At 66.3% G+C, this 19,500-nt stretch carries 17 protein-coding genes and 1 pseudogene; 10 read left to right on the forward strand and 8 right to left on the reverse strand.

Translation table 11 applies throughout. The features are described 5' to 3' along the window. The first annotated feature begins 177 nt into the window (after nt 1–177). From ACRSBM_RS17120 to ACRSBM_RS17165, 10 genes are all read left to right on the forward strand, one after another. Entirely contained in the window at nt 178–525 is a 348-nt protein-coding gene (locus tag ACRSBM_RS17120; RefSeq protein ID WP_434444396.1) for a hypothetical protein, read from the forward strand. A 27-nt stretch (nt 526–552) separates the two neighbouring features. Continuing rightward, nucleotides 553–1,455, forward strand: a complete 903-nt coding sequence (locus ACRSBM_RS17125) for a hypothetical protein (protein ID WP_434444397.1) — start codon at nt 553–555, stop codon at nt 1,453–1,455. Between the two features lie 38 nt (nt 1,456–1,493). Further along, nucleotides 1,494–2,162, forward strand: a complete 669-nt coding sequence (locus ACRSBM_RS17130) for a DUF4365 domain-containing protein (RefSeq protein ID WP_434453098.1) — start codon at nt 1,494–1,496, stop codon at nt 2,160–2,162. Continuing rightward, nucleotides 2,156–3,118, forward strand: a complete 963-nt coding sequence (locus ACRSBM_RS17135) for a hypothetical protein (RefSeq protein WP_434444398.1) — start codon at nt 2,156–2,158, stop codon at nt 3,116–3,118. Before ACRSBM_RS17130 ends, ACRSBM_RS17135 begins: the two co-directional genes overlap by 7 nt. A gap of 68 nt (nt 3,119–3,186) precedes the next feature. After that, the gene (locus ACRSBM_RS17140; RefSeq protein ID WP_434444399.1) at nt 3,187–3,621 is read left to right on the forward strand and encodes a hypothetical protein; all 435 of its coding nucleotides are present in this window, start codon (nt 3,187–3,189) and stop codon (nt 3,619–3,621) included. Nucleotides 3,622–3,643: 22 nt separating this feature from the next. Further along, nucleotides 3,644–4,315 carry a hypothetical protein gene (locus ACRSBM_RS17145; protein WP_434444400.1) on the forward strand — a complete coding sequence of 224 codons (672 nt, stop codon included), beginning with the start codon at nt 3,644–3,646 and terminating at the stop codon, nt 4,313–4,315. Nucleotides 4,316–4,797: 482 nt separating this feature from the next. Next, nucleotides 4,798–5,580, forward strand: coding sequence for a serine/threonine-protein kinase (locus ACRSBM_RS17150; RefSeq protein WP_434444401.1), 783 nt, complete (start codon nt 4,798–4,800; stop codon nt 5,578–5,580). Further along, complete coding sequence (locus tag ACRSBM_RS17155) at nt 5,580–8,987, forward strand: AAA domain-containing protein (RefSeq protein ID WP_434444402.1); 3,408 nt, start codon at nt 5,580–5,582, stop codon at nt 8,985–8,987. Before ACRSBM_RS17150 ends, ACRSBM_RS17155 begins: the two co-directional genes overlap by 1 nt. A 7-nt stretch (nt 8,988–8,994) precedes the next feature. Beyond that, on the forward strand, nt 8,995–10,257 hold the full coding sequence (locus tag ACRSBM_RS17160) for a hypothetical protein (protein ID WP_434444403.1): 1,263 nt from the start codon (nt 8,995–8,997) through the stop codon (nt 10,255–10,257). A gap of 673 nt (nt 10,258–10,930) precedes the next feature. After that, entirely contained in the window at nt 10,931–11,572 is a 642-nt protein-coding gene (locus tag ACRSBM_RS17165; protein WP_434444404.1) for an integrase core domain-containing protein, read from the forward strand. A 14-nt stretch (nt 11,573–11,586) separates the two neighbouring features. Here ACRSBM_RS17165 and ACRSBM_RS17170 read toward each other — a convergent pair. The 8 genes and pseudogenes from ACRSBM_RS17170 to ACRSBM_RS17205 all read right to left on the reverse strand — a co-directional run. Then, nucleotides 11,587–11,805, reverse strand: a pseudogene (locus tag ACRSBM_RS17170) (acetyl-CoA C-acyltransferase); the annotation flags it as partial. After that, on the reverse strand, nt 11,799–11,999 hold the full coding sequence (locus ACRSBM_RS17175) for a hypothetical protein (RefSeq protein ID WP_434444405.1): 201 nt from the start codon (nt 11,997–11,999) through the stop codon (nt 11,799–11,801). The gene ACRSBM_RS17175 and the pseudogene ACRSBM_RS17170, both read right to left, overlap by 7 nt. 698 nt (nt 12,000–12,697) lie before the next feature. Beyond that, nucleotides 12,698–13,654, reverse strand: coding sequence for a ketoacyl-ACP synthase III family protein (locus ACRSBM_RS17180; RefSeq protein ID WP_434444407.1), 957 nt, complete (start codon nt 13,652–13,654; stop codon nt 12,698–12,700). After that, nucleotides 13,651–14,847, reverse strand: a complete 1,197-nt coding sequence (locus tag ACRSBM_RS17185; protein WP_434444408.1) for a hypothetical protein — start codon at nt 14,845–14,847, stop codon at nt 13,651–13,653. Before ACRSBM_RS17185 ends, ACRSBM_RS17180 begins: the two co-directional genes overlap by 4 nt. Continuing rightward, the gene (locus ACRSBM_RS17190; RefSeq protein ID WP_434444410.1) at nt 14,844–15,119 is read right to left on the reverse strand and encodes a phosphopantetheine-binding protein; all 276 of its coding nucleotides are present in this window, start codon (nt 15,117–15,119) and stop codon (nt 14,844–14,846) included. Before ACRSBM_RS17190 ends, ACRSBM_RS17185 begins: the two co-directional genes overlap by 4 nt. Before the next feature lie 47 nt (nt 15,120–15,166). Beyond that, the gene (locus ACRSBM_RS17195; RefSeq protein ID WP_434444411.1) at nt 15,167–16,810 is read right to left on the reverse strand and encodes an AMP-binding protein; all 1,644 of its coding nucleotides are present in this window, start codon (nt 16,808–16,810) and stop codon (nt 15,167–15,169) included. 70 nt (nt 16,811–16,880) lie between these two features. Beyond that, the gene (locus ACRSBM_RS17200; protein ID WP_434444412.1) at nt 16,881–18,116 is read right to left on the reverse strand and encodes a cytochrome P450; all 1,236 of its coding nucleotides are present in this window, start codon (nt 18,114–18,116) and stop codon (nt 16,881–16,883) included. 362 nt (nt 18,117–18,478) lie between these two features. Beyond that, nucleotides 18,479–19,498: a carbohydrate kinase family protein gene (locus tag ACRSBM_RS17205; protein ID WP_434444414.1), complete on the reverse strand. Its 1,020-nt coding sequence runs from the start codon at nt 19,496–19,498 to the stop codon at nt 18,479–18,481. Nucleotides 19,499–19,500: the final 2 nt, after the last annotated feature.

A 19,500-nucleotide genomic window follows, 5' to 3' on the forward strand; every position in this document is an offset into this window, starting at 1 on the left:
CTGAAGGTCCACGATGCACGTCAGCACACCTCGGCGGCGCCGGCAAGAAGCGTGGCTGGCGGTTCAGCGTGGCGGCTCGACGGCGTCGGTCCGTTCGAGGTCGGAGATCCTGTGCCGCTCGAAAAGTCGTCACCGCGGCGTGGCAACGCATCTCTCCCCGGCTGAGAGCATGCTCGGGTGATCGTGTCTCTGCTCTACAAGGTGACGTGGAAGGTGCTGTCCGCCGCGTCGGTGCTGCTCTGCGGTGAGGTGGCGAAGGATGCGGAGCTGCTTGTGCTGCGGCACGAGAACGACGTGCTTCGTCGGCAGTTGGCCGGCCCGGTCTGTTACGAGCCGGCGGACCGATTCTGGTTCGCGGCCCTGTCTAGGCTGATACCTCGTTCGCGCTGGCGCGAGGTCGCGAGGACACCGAGGTCGTGTGCCACGGACGGCAATATCGACAACTCCGTGACCAACGGGTCGCACTACCACCCCACGACCAGACGCCCCGCTCACGCGATCAAGATTGCGGAATGCCGATGGTGACGAGCAAGTTTGGCCATACTGCGGAGCGTGGCTGAGATCATCCTCCTGCATGGCATCGCGCAGGAACAGCGCTCCGCGGACTCCCTCCAGAGCACCTGGCTGGTCGCCCTAGCCAGCGGCATCCGCACTGCGGGGAGCGAGGAACTGGCCGACCGCATCTGGCGCGACGGCAGGCCAGGCAACGCGCGCATGGCGTTCTACGGCGACCCTTTCCGACGCGCGGGCCAGCAACCCGGCACGGCTGACGCGCTGACCCTCGAGCAACAGGCACTCTACGACGCCTTGCTCGCCAAGGTCCTCGCCAACGCCGCGGATCGGGGCATCGACGAACGTGACCGTCTCGAAGCCGAACATGTCCTCGCCGCCAACCAGCTCGACCGCCAATGCGTCCGCGACATGGCCCACTCACTGCTCAACGTCCTGCTCCGCGTCGGCCCGTTCGCCCGCCTCTGCCTGTCGGCGGGAGAACGCCTGCTCGGGGCGCTGAGGCAGGTCTCGCTCTACCTGACCGACGACGAGATCCGCGCGGCGGCTCAGCAATGCATCCTCGACCTCGTCGACTCCGATACCCAGGTGATCATCGCGCACTTGCTCAGCACCGTCGTGGCGTACGAGGCACTTCATCGCGTCGATCAACCACTGCCGTTGCTCGTGACCTTGGAGTCGCCCCTCGGCATGCGCACGGTCATCTACGAGCGACTGCGTCCGCAGCATGCTCAGGTGCTGGCATCGGTGTGGAGTTGGGTCAACGTGGCTGACCGTGACGATCTGGGCGCCGCTGCCCTCGACCTGACCGCGAGCTTTCCCGGAGCAGACGGCGTTCTGGAAAGCCACTGGACCGTTGACAACGGCGGCAAGCCTTACGAGGCCACCCACTACCTGACCAAGGCCGAGATCGGCCGCTCTGTCGCAGTGGCGCTGGCGTCGTGACCCGTCGTACTGAGCGTTCTAGGACCGGTCGTATCGGTGTGGCGCTGACCGAACTCGCCGTTGTGCGGGACATGCACTGGGTGTTCCGCGAGCCGGGGGAGGAAGACCTCGGTATCGACGCGCACTTAGAGGTGATCGACAACGGTAACTCACTCGGACTGCTCCTGGCCGTGCAGATCAAGAGCGGCCCCAGTTGGTTCCGGTCTCGTGCGGACGGCGGTTGGTGGTTCCGGCCGGACCATGACCACGTCGAGTACTGGCTCAGTCACTCGATCCCGGTCATCGTCGTCCTGGCCGACATCGACACCGGGGCGTGCTACTGGCAACACGTCTCACCGCGGACTCTGATCAAGGACCGGGGTGCGCGGTGGAAGCTGCTGATACCGAGCAGTCAGGTTCTCAACGCGACCGCAGTGGCGCCGTTGTGGGAGGTCGCGGAGACTGGAGGGCTCCCGCCCCGTGACCACGCCGGAGTACCGATCGGAAACTCGACGCGGCTGCGCTGGAGGTGCACGGCACGCATTCGAGCGGTCACGCGTCGCTGGAACTTCCCGAGTACCGGATCCGCACACATGACCAGCGGCTCGACGACGTGGTCAGAGGCGTTTTGGGACCCCAGCCCAGGTCCGCGATCACTGTTCTCGTGGCCAGGTCAGGAGCGGGAAAGACCAGGGCCCTATACGAAGCCCTGCACCGGCCTGTGCTGATCGAGTCCGCCACGACGAGCCTCGCCGAGTCCGGCTGGCAGGTGTGGCCTGAGGTGAATCCTTTGCCGCCCAGGCGATTCCTCGACGAACTCGGTCAGGTGGGCCGGCGGACGGTGGTCTGGCTGAACGAGGCGCAGCGGTACCTGCTGGAGCCGAATTTCTCTCTGCGAGCGGCGATCGCCACCGGGCTGCGCGAGCTCCTGGCCGATGAGACTCGCGGTCCCGTGCTTCTGCTGGCGACACTCTGGCAGGGGTACTGGGACCAGCTCACCGTCAAACCAGAGCCGGGGAAACCAGACGAACTGGTCGCGGCCAGGAGACTGATAGAGACCGCCTACGTGAGGGTTCCCGACACCTTCACCAACGCCGAAGTGGCTGATGCGAGGAAATCAAAGGACCGGCGACTCGCAGCGGCAGCGAACCGAGTCACCGGCACCGGCGTAACCCAGGACCTGGCCGGCGCGCCAGACCTGGTGCGCCGGTACGAAACCGCCGGCCCCGCGCAACGGGCGATCATTCATGCGGCGATGGACGCTCGCCGCCTCGGGCATCGGGAGAGCCTGCCCGAGGACTTCCTGCGCGCCGCGGCACGCTTCTACCTGAGCGACGAGGAAGCCGCGCGGGCGGCCGCCGATCCGTCGTGGTTCAGCGTCTCGATCGCCGACCTCGTCCGTCCTGGCGTCGCCAGCGGACCAGTTCTGCGGCGGAGCGCACTCGGCTACCGCTTAGACGATCTTCTCGACGAGGAGGGGCGCACGAGCCGCATGTTCGAGTTTCCACCAGAAGGCTTCTGGACAGTGGCAGTAGAGAGCGATCTGACGGCCGACAATCGTCTGAGGCTCGCGGACAGCGCGGCAGCACGGCTCCGCTTGCAGATCGCCGCCCAGTTGTACGAGGCGGTCGGTACGGAAGCCGGCGGCGAGGCCTATACGAGATCGCGATGCATTGCGAAATGAGGAAGGGGCCGCGTACTGCGGAGGTCCTGGTGCAACGCGCGGCTGAACTGGGATATGATGACGGACTCATGTCGCTGGCGATGTGGCGCCGCGGACGCGGCGGTGAGTACGACCCCTTTGCGATGCAGGTGCTGCGGCAGGCCGCTGATCGCGGCGACGTGACGGCACTTGAACAGCTCGCGACGATGCTGGAGCGCAGCGGGGACAACGAAGGCGCTGAGAGGCTCGCGCGCAAAGCGGCGGACCTGGGCTCATGGGAGGCCATGTTCTCGGTTGCCGAGTGGCGCGATGTGTTCTACCCGGAGGAGGCGGAGGCGTTGATCGCCAATCTGCCCGAGCACATGAGGATCGCTGCGGTAACGCGGCTCGCGCTTGGGCGAGACGACGTGGGCGATTACAGCGGAGCGGAGGAGTTGGCGCTGGGGCTCCTCGCTTCGGGCCATCCGCGCTTCGGGCCATCCGCAGGTGGCTCTGGCCCTCGCGGATCGGTGGGCACATCTTGAGCGGAGGTCAGAAGCTGCCCGCTTGCTGGACCACGCCGGCCTGCCAGAGGGCATCGAGGACGCGCTGTCGCTGGCAATGACCCGGATCAGCCTTCTTGACCGTGCCGCTGCCGTCCGGATCATCTCGGCCCGAGTCGGGATCGAACTCGGTCGCGTACCGATGGACAAGCAGGACTGCTGGACGGCGGGGCCCGTACTCGTCGGGTTCTCTCTGAACCATTCGGCGGAGATTATTCATCAGCTGGAGAGGGGCCTGCGAGAGTTGAACGAGGACAATCTGATCAGTTTTCTCTATGCGAAAGACAAGCCCGCGCCCGGTGACGAACCGGTATTCGCTGTCGTGGACGAGACCGAGGATCCCCGCGAACAGGTGGAATACGAGGTGGCCGACGCGTACGCCACGCTGGCCGCACACCACGCGAGGCGTGGAGATTTCGTAGAAGCGGAGTCATTGGCGTACCGCGCAGCCGAGGCGGGATCGTCGGAAGGGCTGGAGGAACTCAGCGGAGAGCTCGCCGAACGAGGAGACCGAGCTGAAGCTGACCGGTTGGCGTTGTGCGCGGTGAACATGACGTCGTCGTGGCAGGGAAACGTCTCGAGTGAATCGGCGTGGGCGGCGTTGGCCCGAACTCGGGAGGACGCTGTGCTCGAACTTGGGCTCGACGCCGAAGGCAACACGGCGCAACCCTGGTGAACACGAGTGCTTCTTATGTTCGGTGCTCGAGGGTCGTTCAGGCGCTCTCGGGCGGCATCCATAGCGGACGACTGGGCTGAGCGACTGAGTGACACGTACCGCACCAAGACGTCGCCGACCCGGATCGCTTCGGGGTGATGGTGAGCTGGGACGAGGCGTTGCATGACGGGTATCAGGTCCTGCATGTGATCTCCTACGGAACGACAACGCTTGAGGATTCTCGCCGGTCGCTGGCTGCTGATCTGCCGCGACAGCTGGACTTCGTTCCTTCGTGCGGAAAGCTGGGCAACGGAACGGACGTTTTGCATGCCGTGATCGCTTTCAGTCACCGGTGCTGACGCTTGGTGTCAGCAAAAGTGGACAAATGCTGGACATCTGCGGTCGGATGGTTCAACCAATTCGACGAAGCCGCAGGCGATTTGACGCCGTGGTCACCCGATCGAGTAGGTTGTGCGTTCGACCCGTGAACTTGGTGGAGCATCTTGAGCGCGAACAATTTGCTGGGGGACCACTCGCGACACGATCAGAGGGCTTACCGGCTTGGGCACCGCCCGCTGGGACGCGGCGGTCAAGCCGAGGTGTTTCCCGCCGAGCACAAGGCGACCGGGGCTCAGGTGGCGTTCAAACGGCGGAGGTCGTGGAACGTCGAGGCCGTGGCAAGGATGCAGCGGGAGATCGAGTTCGGCCAGTTGTCGTTGGACAACGACCACATCATGCCGGTGCTGGACTTCGGGTTGAAGCACGATTGGTTTGTCATGCCGCTGGCGCAGAGCAATGCCGAGGACGAACGTCTCTCGCTGCAGGACGACGCGGCGCTCACCACGCTAGTCCTGGGGGTTTGCTCCGCCCTGGAGGCGGCTCACCACGAGGGTTGGCTGCACCGAGACTTGAAACCCGCGAACCTCCTGCAGGTCGACGGCCGGTGGACAGTCGCGGACTGGGGCCTCGGCCGACGGCCTCGGGGCGATACGACGTTCACCGGTCGTACCAAGGCTGGTGAGTTTCTCGGCAGTGAGGGCTATGCCGCTCCTGAACAGACAACGGACGCACACGGGGCCACTGCCTCCGCCGATCTCTACAGCCTGGGACAGATCATCGGCTGGGCGCGGACGGGGCGGACGCCGAAGCACGGCTCACCGCTCGTGCCCGATGAGGAGCCGTGGAGGTCGATCGTGATCGCAGCGACGCAAAGGGAACCGGATGCTCGCCCGCAGCACGCGGGGGAGTTCCGCGAGATCATGGATGCGAGGACCCGACGCGCGTGATGGACTCCATTGCCAGCAAGTACGTCTTGGTGGACGAACCTCCCAGGACCGGCGGTTTCGCCAGCGTTCACAAGGCGTTCGACATCACCGCGCAGAAGCTCGTCGCGGTGAAGCTGATGAGCCGCACGGACGATCCGATTCGTGAGGAGGCTGTCAGACGCGAGATGGACAGCCTCCGCAAGCTGAGCCATCCCAACATCATCAGGTTGAGGGACTCTGGCTTCGACGACACTCGCGATGTCCACTACCTCGTCCTGGACTGGGTCGAGGAATCGCTCGCCGAGGTGCTGAAGGCTAAGGCAACTTACGAATGGGACGACGTCGCCAGTCAGTTGGCCGAACCTCTTGCGCAAGCGCTCTCGTACGCTCACCTGAACGGTGTCGAACATCGCGACATCAAGCCGAGCAACATCCTCATGGCCGGGGGCAACATACCGCTGCTGGCGGACTTCGGCATCGCGAAAGTCCGGCAGGGTGTCGTCAGCGAGCACACTCTGATGAGGTTCGGGTCCGGCCCGTACTCACCTCCTGAGGACGATGGCGAGGTCAAGTACATCCGTGACGTGTACTCGGTGGGCGTGCTCCTGATCCAGGCCATGCACGAGGCACTCCTGCGTTCCCGCGCTGACGTGGAACCTGCGCTGCAGGCCATCAACGTCCCTCCGGACGTGCGCAAGCTGCTCTCGCGATGTGTGCACCTCGACTACAGCGAACGACCGGCCAACGGCGCAGTCCTCGCCGACGAGCTGAAGAACGTGCTGCTCGGGCGTTCGGTGCTTCCAGTCGCGAGTCGCAGCACTGTCTGGCTCAGTCTCACCACCGCCGCCCGGCGCCAGCTGATGGAACACCCGGACGCGGCGGGTGGCAGCGCGGAGGCCGCCTTGTTGAACGACCTCAACGAGGACGTCTTCGTCGCCTACCGCTTCGACACAGCCAAGCGTGAGGCTGACCGCTCGATCGTCTTCATCACGGGAAAGCGGTGGAAGTTCACGCTCAAGCTGGACAAGCCGCTGTCCATGGTCGTCACGGGCGCGCGAGCGCCCGAGTACGAGGAGCTCGAACGGTTCCGCAGGGCTGCGTTGAACGTCGCCGAGTTCGCGGCCTGGGTGTGCGCGGAGCCGCGGAACCGCCTCCAGGCCCAAAACGGCAGGCACGATCTGCTGAGCGCGCTGGATGCCTTCGAGGAGGAGAAACGGGCTCTCCGCAACGGCGATCTCGTCTCCGGTCATGACGGCCTCGACATGCTCCAGGAGTGGAGCAAGGTCCTGCAGGCGCGCGAGGAGCTGGCCCGAGGATCCAACCGGACGCTGCACTACCGCAATCGCGTCGTCCGTGCCCGCGAGGTCGACCTGGAGCTCCGCGAACCCGTCGAGGAAGACCTTGTGGGCACGGACTGGGAGATCGTGGCCAGGGACTCTCGCCGGGTGGTGGCGTACGGCCAGATCATCAACCAGGACAGCGACTCGGTCACCCTGCGCAGCAAGAGCCCGCTGGGAGCGCTCGAACGAACGGGTGGCCTCCGGCCGTTCCTCGGCCCGTCCCGCAAAGCGTTGCAGCGGCAGCGCGACGCGTTGCTGGCGCTCCGCAACGAGACGGCCGCACGCCCGGACCTGCGAGTCAAGATCCAGAACCCTGCCGAGGTCGAGGCTCCGATACCGCGCAAGGTGGAAGAGTGGATCGGCACCCTTGACGACGGGAAGAAGAAGGCTGTCGAGGCGGCTCTCGGCGTTCAGGACGTACTGTTGGTCGAAGGCCCGCCCGGCACTGGCAAGACCGACCTCATCGCGGAGATCGTTTTTCAGTCTCTGAAGGAACGCCCCAACTCCCGCATCCTCATCGTCAGCCAGACACACGTCGCTGTGGACAACGCCTTGGCCCGCCTCGAGCAGGCGGGAATCGAGGGCATTGTCCGGCTCGGGCACCCCGATGACCCGAGAGTCGACAAGACCGTGAGCCATCTGCTGCTCAACCGCAAGATGACGAAGTGGGCCGAGGGGATTCGCCGCAACGCCCAGCGGTACCTGGAGAAGGTCGCGGACGAGCGCGGCATCGATCTGCGGCACCTGCACGCGGCGTTGTCTTTGAGACAGCTTGCGAAGGTGCTCAAGGAGCAGGAAGAGGTCGAGCGTGAGATCAGCCGCAGGGTCCTCAGCAACGACACCTCCTCTCTGGCCACGTCGCTGGAGATCGTCGAAGACGACAGCGATCTCCAGGAGCGGATGGACGATCTTGCTCTTCGGTACGAGCAGCTCCGTGCTGAGGCAGACGAACATCTCGCCGGAGACCTGACCCTGCACATCAACATGACGGTGGAAGAGGCTCAGTCCGCGGCCGGCGCGCTTCTCGGCACGTCGGTACCCGCTCAGCGGCTGCTCGATCTGGTCGGACTGCAGGCGGAGTGGTTGCAGCGCACAGCGACCGACAACCGGCTCGCGGAGGCGTTCCTCGGCACCGCACAGGTGGTCGCCGGAACCTGCATCGGTTTTGTCGGTCAGGCGGCGGTGCGCAACCTGGAGATCGATCTGTGCATCCTGGACGAGGCGTCGAAGGCCACCGCGACGGAGGCGATGGTTCCACTGTCCCGATCGCGCCGGGCGATCCTGGTCGGCGACAACAACCAGCTTCCTCCACAGGAGGAGGAACTGCTCAGGTCCAAGGAGATTCTCGCCGAGCACGGCATAGACGAGGACCTGGTGCAGGAAACGCTCTTCAAGTGGTTCTCGCACCGATTGCCCGAGCACTCGAAGTTCCTCCTGCGCGATCAGTACCGCATGGTCCGGCCGATCGGCGACATGGTCTCGACCTGCTTCTACAACGGAGAGCTCAGCTCACCTCGCACCGATGGCTTGCCAGGCCTCGAGATACTCGGCAAGCCCGTCTCGTGGCTCGACACCTCGCGACTCGGTGACGAACGGCGTGAGGACAGGGGGCCAGGTGGGATCAGTTACGCCAACCGGGCGGAGGTCCGGGTCATCTTCAACCGCCTGGAGACGCTGAACAACGCGATCGAGAAGGGATTCGTGAGTACACCTGGCGAGTCCGGCAAACTGGAAGTACTGCTCATCGCCCCGTACCGGCGACAGGTCGAGGAGATGAGGCGCCGACTGAACACGCGGAGCTTCACCAGGTTGCAGGCCGACGTGCTCTCGGTCGATGCCGTGCAGGGAAGGCAGTGCGACGTCGCTATGTTCTCGGTCACCAGGAGCAACAGCAAACTCAGCCTGGGATTTCTGGGTGCGGACAACTGGCGGCGCATCAACGTCGCGGTGTCCAGGGCGAGGTTCGGGCTGACGATCGTGGGTGACGCTGAGTTCTGCCGCTCTGCCAACGGTGCGTTGCGCGACGTGGTGCATTACATCAGTGAGCACCCTGAGGACTGCGACGTGCAGGCGGTGGAGAGTGTTTAACGCGGAAATGCTTCTCCTCAAGCGGTTCAGCGGCGATCGACCCGGCCTCGATCTCCTCGGGATCGAAAAGGCAGCGTTGCCGGTCACGGTGGTCGCCACCGACGTTCTCGCTCAGGAGGTCAAGCCGTTGCCTCTCCTGGACGAGTTCGTGCTTCGGCTGCTGAAGGCCGATGTCGGTGGGGCGACGGACATTGCAGCCTTCTTGGGCTTGGACCAGAAGCTCGTCGACGCGGTGGTGGCCGACCACTTCCGCGAGGGAGTGCTGGTGGTGGGCCCGGGGCTGGGTGAGCTGACGCTGACCGCACGGGGCCGCAGACTGGCCGACGAGCTCGAGTCGATGCGGCCGATCCAGAAGAACTTCAAGCTTGCCTTCGACAGGCTCACCTGGTCGGTGGCGGACTACGAACCGCGCGATCTGGTCAGCAAGTCCGTTGCCGTCGCCGAAGGTTGCGTGTTGCTGCCGGCACAGCGCACGACCCGCATCAAAGCGGTGGACATCACTCCCGCTGCTGTCAACTCGATCCTGAAGCGGAACGAGAGAGGCCGAGGCGGCTCGATCGACGTGCTGGACGTCATCGACGTGGCACCGTCCATGCACCGGTACCTGGTGGTAAACCTGCTGATCTACGGTGATCAGGACCGGAAGGAAGTCGAGGTCGCGATCGTCGTCGACGGCGACCACAGCGACGTGCACAATACCGCGCTGGGCACCATGGGCGGTACGGACAAGCTGGGCTTCACCGTCGCGTCCGCCCTGCCGCACACCTCGCTTCCCCCTCACATCGAGGTCGAAAGGGTCTATCCCGCAGCAGGTGCGTTGTTCGACGAGAACTCTCCGCGTGTCCGCGGAATCCAGCTGTTCGAGCACCAGGCCGCTCTGATGACTGCGCTGGATACCGCCGAGGACCGGATCTTGATATCGAGTGATCAGGCTACCTCCTCGGTGGTCGACTCGAACTTCCTCGCCAAACTCGAACAGAGGTTGCGGGCACGCGTTCGAGTGGATCTGGTGATCTCGACGTGTGGCAAGGAGGCTCAAGCCGAACTCGACCGCCTTGCCCGCCGGCATCGCAGGCTGACGGTGCATCGGCCTGATGGCGAAGTCGCGAACACACTGGTGTTCGACGGGAACTGGGTCGTCTCGGACTTTCCCTGGTTGTCCTTCCGGGGAGCGAGGATGCCATTTCGTGACTACCAGGGCACGGTGGTAGCAATCCCGGAAGAGGTTGATCACGCATATGCGCAGGAGCTTGCACCGTTCGAGTCCTAGCGGCCGACGGCGCCACCGCAAAGCGTCCACATAGGACTCAATGGCTGAGGTGGTCTCGTCGCACCGGCCCTCGATGCTGTAGGCCGGTACGTCCTTTGGGTGCCAGCGCTGAGCACAAGCTGCCCGACAAGCGATTCCGTCGTGCCGGGTGGGGGCATGGCCTGTGCCGCCCGGAAAGTCATCGCAGCTCTGAACAGTGGTGTTCTCCCGGCTGCGAGCATGTTCGGGTGATCGTTTCGCTGTTGTACAAGATGGTCTGCAAGTTGCTGTCTGTTCCGGTGGTTCTGCTTCGCAGTGAGGCAGCCAAGGATGCGGAGCTTCTGGTGCTCCGGCACGAGAACGTCGTGCTTCGTCGGCAGTTGACCGGGCGGCTCCGTTACGGGCCCGCAGACCGGTTCTGGTTCGCCGCGCTGTCGCGACTGGTGGACCGCTCGCGCTGGAAGGTGGTTTCCCGGTTACTCCTGGGACGTTGCTCGGCTGGCATCGCAGGTTCGTGTCCTGGAAGTGGGACTACGCCGCGCGTCGGCGGACCGGGCGCCCTTCCACTCAGACTGCGATCAGGGCGCTCGCGCTCCGGCTTGCTAGAGAGAATCCGCGGTGGGGACATCGGCGGATCCATGGCGAGCTGGTTCGGCTTGGTCATCGCCTGGGCGCCTCGACGGTCTGGGAGATCTTGAACCGCGCGGGCATCGATCCGGCACCGCGGCGAGGCGGCCCGACCTGGCGCGAGTTTCTGACCGCGCAAGCTGAGGGGATCATCGCGGCGGACTTCTTCCACATCGACACCGTGCTCGGCGCGCGTCTGTACGCGTTGGCGTTTCTCGAACACGGCACCAGGCGCCTGCGCATCACCGGCGTCACCGCGCACCCGACACGGGACTGGACGGTGCAGCAGGCGAGGAATCTGACCGGCGAACTCGGAGTGCGCATGGAGTCTCTCCGCTTCCTGCTGCGTGACCGCGACGGTAAGTACGGCGACACGTTCGACGGCGTATTTGAGGCAGAGGAACTGCGTGTTATTGCGACTGCGCCTCGAGCTCCGCGGATGAATGCGCACTGCGAACGGATCATCGGCAGCATCCGCCGCGAAGTTCTCGACCACGTCCTCATCATGGGAGAAGGCCATGCGCGTGAAGTCCTCGCGGCCTACCAAACGCACTACAACGAGCACCGGCCTCACCAGGCCCGCGACCAGCTACCGCCAGACGTCCAAGAGCACTCCGGAGCGGCAGATGATCTTGACAGCGCCGGCCGTCGACCCATCCGCACGCGGATCCTCGGTGGGGTGATCAACGAGTACCGATATGCAGCTTGAACTGCAGCGATGACTTTTCGAGCGGCACAGGCGGTGGCGGGCACCGGGTCGATGCCCATAACGCGTGGAGGCACGCCGCGCACGGCCCAGCTGTGCAGGCGGACCAGCGGTCGGAGACCTAGTTGCTCGGCGAGCTCGGTCGTGGTCACCACGCACATCGCTGCGGCGTCGTTCTGCCCGCTGGCGTTGTCGGCGGTGACCGTCGCGTCCGGGTCGGTGCGCTGCATCAACGGGCGGCGATCTGGACAGCCGTGTCGAGTCCCTCCGCTTCCTCCTGCGCGACCGCGACCGCAAGTACACCGCTTCCTTCGACGCCGTCTTCGAAGCAGACGAGATGAAGGTGCTGCTCAGCGCGCCCCAGACGCCGCGCATGAATGCCCACTGCGAACGAGTGATCGGCATCATCCGCCGCGAGGTCCTCGACCACGTTCTCATCATGACCAGACCCACGCCGAACAGGTGCTCGCCGGCTATCAGGAGCACTACAACAGGCATCGACCACACCGGTCCCGAGACCAGCGACCACCCGACGTCCATGAGCAACCCTGTCCCATCCGGGACTTCGAGGCCCGCAGGCTCGTGCGTACCCGCGTCCTTGCAGGAGTCATCAACGAGTACCGCTACGCCTCCTGAAGTGCAGCAACGACTTTTCGAGCCCCACAAGGTCCACTTCTTCGCGACCAAGCGCCGATGCCAGCGCAGACGGTGCCCGGAGACACCAGCCGGTGGTCCCACAACCAGACAGGCAGTCGCCGCACCAACGCGGCCAGCACCGCACGATCAGCCCAATCCAACCGGGGGCGCCGATCACCACGACGTAACACCGCGATCTCATGCCACAACACCAACAACTCCACGTCCTTCGACGCCGACGACCGGCCGAGCAGGACCGGCCAGCCCACCCGACTGGACAACGACGAAATCCAGCAGTCGCAGCGCCGCGCCCACGATCATGCCCGCAGGACGACAGTGCCCGGCCACCGCAGCTCAACGCATGTGTGCAGAGTTCTGGGACCCCACACGCCGTCAACGTCTAGCTGAGTCCGCGCTGAGAAGAGGAACCGGTGACACGCCAGCATGCCTGCCGCAGCTGGCGTGTGCCGTCCGTTCATGCTGCTGCCGGTGTCAGCGACCACGGGTGATCAAGCAGGTGGTGGTGAGTCCGGCCCCGGTGCTGACGTGCAGGTGGTGCTCACCTGTCCGTGGTCCTGGATGCTCGGCCAGGTTGGCCAGCATGTCGCCTGAACCGAGGTGCCCGGTCGCGTATCCCGTCTGGACGACTCGGTCCGCCAGACCAGCGGGCAGTCCTGTGCTAGCCAGGTGGCCCACCAACGTCTTGCCGAGCCGGGGGAGCAGCACGGAGCTGATGTCGTTCCAGTCCAGCCCGGCGTCCTCCAGCGCCTGCTCGGCGGCATCGCGCACGTTGGTGGCGAACGCGTGCAGCGCCTGCCTGCTGGGGGAGTTGGTCGTGCGGGCGGCAGCCGGTTCGAAGGGATCGGAGGTGGGGAAGTGCAGTTCCATCCCGGCATCGCCCGCTGTCGTGATGGATTCGACCACTTGCGGGCCAGGACCTCTGGTCAGCACGACGGCGGTGGCGCCGTCGCCGAGCGGCGGCACCGAAAGCCACCTGTCGTAGGGCAGGCCGCTGAAGTTGTCCGCTGTGGTCACGAGCGCGGAGGCTGCGCGAGGTTCTGCGAGCAGATGGGCGATCGCGGTCTGCATCGCGGCCGCACCGCCATTGGACATCTGTCGTATGCCGATCGCGGCGCAGCGGCGCGCGCCCAGTTCCCGTGCGACACGATGCGGTGGAGTCCACGTCTGCGGGCCCTGGTCGTACACCCAGGCATGTACCAGCAGCGCTACGTCCGCTGCCTCGACTTCCGCGCGGTCCAGTGCGCGTTGTGCGGCGAGCCGAGCCATTCGGGGTGGTGCGATGTCGGCCACCGGGAGCCGGCCGATGAGCTCGCCTTCGGAGTCTGCCGCCGTCACCGAGCCTGCGGTCTGCGCTTCGGACGCCGAGTAGACCTTCTCGGGAAGCCACAGGGCGGTTCCGGCGATCGTGACCGCTCCTGCGACCCTCACCGCGCTGCGCCGTTCAGCAGGACGGGTACGCGTTGCGGGACCCGCGGACCGATGCCACCGACCCACACCCACTCCTCGAACGGCAGCTCGAGCCGCAGATCGGGGAACCGGCTGAACAACCCGCGCAGAGCCGCGACCGTCTCGATGCGCGCGAGGTGACCACCGGGACAGCGGTGCACGCCGCCGCCGAAGGAGAGGTGCCCCTGCCGGTACCCGGCGTCCACCGTGCGGTTCGCGGCCGGGATCAGCACCAGGATCGCATCGCCTGGTGCGACGGAGTGGCCGGCGAGATCCATCGGCTCGGTGGCGAAACGCCAGCCGGTGAAGGGGATGGGCGGTTGTTCGCGGAGCAGGGACTCGACCACGGCGTCAGCGTCGCCGTGCAGCAGTTCGGCACGCGCGTGGCTGTCGGCCCGGACCAGTGCGACGCCACGGGAGATGAGCGCGATCACCGGGTCGGCGGCGGCGATCATCAGCAGCGCGAGGTTCGACATGGTCTCCCGCTTGCGCAGCCTGCCGTCCCGCTGGGCAGCGAGCAGGTCTCCCAGCAGGTCGTCGCGGCCCTCCTTCGACAGACCCTCGTCCAGTGCGCCGTTCAACGCCTGGACGAGCAGGGGATACGCCTCCAGCATGTCCGGATCCGCCGGGTGTTGCGGCCCGAACAGCTTGCTGCCGTGGGTGATGATGGCTCGGGTGAAGTCCTCGCGCACCCCGAAGAGCTGTCCGATCACGTCCGTGACGAGGGGAACCGCGAAGTCCTCGACCAGTTCCACCGTGTCGCAGCGAGCGATCGTGTCGAGCCGGCGGTGCACGAGCGCCTCGACCATCGGCCGTGCGGTGGTCAGCGCGGCACCGGACAGCCGCCTGCCGATGACGCGCCGGATGCGCACGTGGTCGTCGCCGTCGAGGTTCATGATCGTGCGACCACCCACGGAGGCGAAGTCGTCCGGCACGCGGCGGGAGCCGACGGGCTGGCCGTACCGCGCCACCCGCATCGGGTCCTTCACCAGCCGCGGGTCGCGCAGGGTCCGCTCGGCGAGGTCGCGTTCGGTGATCAACCACGCCGGCACCTCGCCGGGCAGCGAGATGCGGTGCACCGGCCCGCTGTCGGCGAGTTCGTCGAAGACCGCGGGATGAGGAGAGGTGGTGTAGTCGCTCGTGTGCAGCGGACAACGCACAGCTCGCGTTGTCATCGGGCGGACTCCTCGTCCTGCTCCGCGATCGCGGCTGCCAGTTCGCCGATGGTGCGCACGGTGACCAGTCGGTCGTCCGCCAGTTCGAAGCCCAGCTCACCTTCGACGTGGATCAGACCTCGCAGCATCGCGAGAGAACTCATGTTCGGCATCCCGACGAGCTCGACGTCTTCATCGAGGTCGGTGTCTTCGCGGTCGACTTCCAACGCGTGCGTCAACGCGCTGCGGACCAGCTCCAGGTAGTCGGTTTCAGTGCGAGCCGTGTTGGCCATGGTTGAACTCCTTCGCAGGAAAGACTGGTTCCGCCCTGAGCGGACCGTCAGGATCCGGTCAGCTGGCGGAACAACCGCGAGGTGAGCTTGCGTTGCCACTTGCCACTGGTCGTGCGCGGCAACGTGTTGCGCGGCACCGCGTACACGTCCACCGAGCCGAGGTCCAGACGCGCTGACACGAGCCCTCGGACCTTGTCGCCCAGCTCGGCGCCGGCCGCCGGATCGGACGTCTCGAGCACCACGACGACGCGTTCTTCGTCGGTGTCGGCGAACGCGACACAGCGACCGAGTTCCGGTGGCAGCAGTGTGCGTGCGACGTCTTCGACGTCTTCGGCGTAGAAGTTGCGTCCCGCCACGATGATCATGTCCTTGCGCCTGCCGGTCACGTAGAGCTCTCCGGCGATGCGCACGCCCAGGTCACCGGTCTGCAGCCAGCCGTCGCGGAACGCCGTCGCGGTCGCGTCGGGGTCGTCCCAGTACCCGGTCATCAGCGAGGGCCCGCGCAGCGCGATCTCGCCCACGGCGCCATCCGCGACCTCTGTGCCGTTGTCGGCGAGCAACTTCAGCTCCATACCGGGCACGGGCCGGCCGACCGACACGAGTCCGATCCCGTCCGAGGAGCCGTCCGGCACGCGAACGGCGACCCGTCGATCTCCGAGCGACTCGCGGTCGAGCCACAACGTCCGCGCGGGTGCACCCGGCTCCGGGCAGGCCACCGACAACGTCGCCTCCGCCATGCCGTACACGGGGAACAACACGCCGGAGGAGAGCCCAGCGGGCGCCAGCGCGGCCGAGAAACGCTCGACCGTACCGGGTTTCACCGGTTCGCCACCGCTGAGCGCCAGTCGCCACCTGCTCAGGTCGAGCCCGTCGAGAAGACCGTCGTCGTAGGCCGTGGCGATGCGGTCGTAGGCGAAGTTGGGACCACCGAACGCAGTGGCACCAGCGGCACCCATGTGTTCGACCACCTTGCGCGGCCTGCGGATGAAGTGCCACGGCGAGAACAGGTGCAGCTCGTAGCCCGACCACAGTCCGAATAGGATCGTGATGAGACCGAAGTCGTGGAACACAGGCACCCACGACACGAAGACGTCTCCCGCGGCGATGCTGCTCGCGGACGCCGTCGACGCGAAGCAGGCGAGCACGGCTGAATGGGACAGCACGACGCCCTTCGGCCGGGAGGTGCTGCCCGACGTGAACTGGACGACGGCGGGGGACTCCGGTCGCGCCGGAGACGCGACTCTCGGCTTCGGCGAGCAATCGCTGACACGCACCACACGCAACCCCGGGTGGCGCGCGACGAGTTGTTCGGCCACACCGATCTGGCTGTCCGTGACGACGAGGTGGGTCAGCAGGCCCGCCACGGGACCGAGCGCCGCGGCGACGGACTCGGCAGGGGTCGGCATCGGTGGCACCGGCAGCACGGTGATCGCGCCGCCGGCGGCCCATACACCGAACACGGCGGGCAGAAAACCCGGCTCGGTGCCGGACAGGACTCCGACGACGGAGCCTTCCTCGACACCGGCCCGCAGGAGTTCCTCAGCCACGCCCCATGCCAGCGCGGGCACGTCCGAATGGCACATCTGTTCACCAGTAACGGGAAACCGGACGAGCACGCCACCGTGCTCGTCGTCGAGGTGGTCGATCAGTTCGGCGAGAGTGGACGTGGCGGCACGGCCGTCAGTGGGCATGCGGGGGTTCCTGATCTGCGCGATGTTCGGAGGGTGGTGGTCCGGGCGGTGACATCGCCCGGCGTTCTGTTCAGCTGTGCAGTCGGACGGGGACGCAACCCGGTCCCCTGGGGCCGAAACCACCTCGCCAGATCAGCTCGGTGCTGGGGATCTGCAACTGGATGGAGGGGAACGCGCGGAAGAGTGCGGGCAGTGCCGTAGCGACCAACCGTCGTGCGAGCGACTGGCCGGGGCAGCGGTGCCTGCCGTCGCCGAACGCGAGGTTCCTCTCGGGCCGTCGCTCCGCTGGAGCACGTTCACCTGGACCCGCGGGAGCGGTGGAAGAGCGGACTGGTGGAGCGGACTCGCTGTTCGCCGTGGCGATGAGCACCATCACGGCGTCGCCCGCGCGCACCTGTTGTCCGGCGATCTCCATCGTCTCCGTGGCGAACCGCCAGCTCGTGAACGGGATGGGAGGCTGCTGGTAGAGCAGGTCCTCGACGACCGCCATCGGGTCGCCGCTGAGCATCGCTTCGCGCAGGAGCGGGTCGTCGTGCAGCGCGACCACGGAATGAGCCAGCATCTTCACCGGACCGCCGGTCGCCGCGATCATCACCATGGCCAGGTTTGACGCCGCCTCACGCCTGCTCACGAGCCCGTCGCGCACCGCGCACGCGAGCCCTCCCAGGAGGTCGTCCGCGCCCTCCGCGGTGGAACCCTCCGCAACAGCGCGGGCTGCGGCTCCGGTGACCTGCCGGTACGCATCGATCATCGCCGGTGTGGTCGGGTCGTCCGGGCCGAACAACAGCGCCCCTCCGGTCATGATGACCTCGTTCAGTTCCGGTCGGACGCCGATGATCCGGCCGATGACGTCGTTGACGAGGGGTACGGCGAAGTCCGCGACGAGGTCAGCGGTCTCCTTGGCGGCGAGGGCGTCGACGTGGTGCCGGACGGTCTCGGTCAGCACGGTCTGCTTGCGGGCGACGGCGCTGTCGACGAGGTACCTGGTGATCACCCGGCGGATCCGCGCGTGGTCGGCTCCGTCGAGGTTCATCAACTGTCGTCCGCTCACCGCGGTGAAGTCCTCCGGCACGCGTCGGCGGCCGACGGCCTGTCCGTGGCGCGCGACCTCCAGCGGGTCCTTCGTCAGTCGCGGATCGCGCAGCGCCGCCTCGGCCTCGGCCCGCCGCGTCACGAGCCAGGCAGGAGCCTCACCGGGGAGCACGACGTGGTGGATCGGACCTCGCGCGGCCAGCTCGGCGAAGACCGAAGGTACTGCCGCACACCGGTAATCCTCCGAGTCGAGAGGCCGGAACGAGGTTTCCACCGGCGTGACCGGTGTTCTGGAGGAGTGGGCAGGACAGCTGGGGGTGGACATGAGGGTGCCTCTCGCGGCAGGAGCGTGGGGCTTGCGCAGTCGCTACTTCCGGGTGAACCGTAGGTCGGCTCCTCCCCGGCGACAACGGCGTGTTCCGCAGGGTGGGACCATCCATTTCGTTTCCTCTGGCAAAGCCTTGAGGGTTGGTGTTGGCGTGTTCTTCCGCCTGCGGTGCAGGACCAGGGTTCCGGCAAAGTGGTGTTGCTGGTCAGGTGTGGATTCCGAGCAGGGTGAGTGGTCGGGTGTGGTTGCGGGCCGTGGTGCGCAGGCCGGTGGCGACGCTGGTGTGGCCTGCAACCGGTCCGCGGTCATTACGAAGTCCTCCAAGGTACTTCAGAGAGGGACTGTCCTAAGTGGACAGCTGGAAACACACCGACCTCTGCCGCAGCTTCCAGGCCGTAGGCGTCGGTGAACCGGTCGATGAACGATGCGGGGTCCAGGGAGTAGCCCTGTGAACCCTGGCTCTCCAGAACGAATGTCGCGAGGGTGCAACCGAGCTGCATCGACCGCACCGCCGGCAGGCCGCGGTCGAGGCCGGCGAGAAATCCGGCGCGGAACCCGTCGCCGACACCGGTTGGATCCACGACCTGACGGGCCGCGACGGCGGTCACGCGGACGGGTTCCATGCCGGCCATCTCAAGGCGGACGCCGTTTTCGCCCTCTGTGGTGATCCATGCCCCGACCCGGTCGAGCACCTGCGTTTCGGGCCAGCCTGTCTTCGACAGCAACAGGTCGTGCTCGTAGTCATTGGTGAACAGCCACGTCGCGCCAGACAGCAGCAAGCGAATCTGCCCACCGTCCATTCTCGTGAGCTGCTGCGAGGGGTCTGCGGCGAACGGATGACCAGAACGCACACATTCCTCGGTGTGCCGCAGCATCGCGTCCGGGGCGTTGGGCGAGATCACGACGAGGTCCAGACCCCCCAGGCGGCCCGCGACCGGAGCGAGCTCGATGTGCCGTGCCTCGGCCATCGCGCCGGTGTAAAAGGACGCGATCTGGTTCTGGTCGTCATCAGTGGTGCAAAGAAACCCTGCGGTGTGGCGGAGCTCCGACACCCGTACCGACGCGGTGTCCACACCGTGGTCCTCCAACCAGGCCCGGTAGTCGGCGAAGTCCTGGCCCACCGCGCCGACAAGAGCCGGCCGGGAGCCGAGCTGAGCGAGACCGAAGCAGATGTTGGCGGCGACGCCTCCACGTCTGACGTCGAGCGTGTCCACGAGGAACGACAGCGACACGGAGTCGAGTCGATCGGCGAGGAGCTGGTCGGTGAAGCGGCCGGGGAACACCATGAGGTGGTCCGTGGCGATCGAGCCGGTGACGGCCAGGCGCACGG

Source organism: Lentzea xerophila, assembly GCF_051094245.1.
GTDB classification, from domain to species: domain Bacteria; phylum Actinomycetota; class Actinomycetes; order Mycobacteriales; family Pseudonocardiaceae; genus Lentzea; species Lentzea xerophila.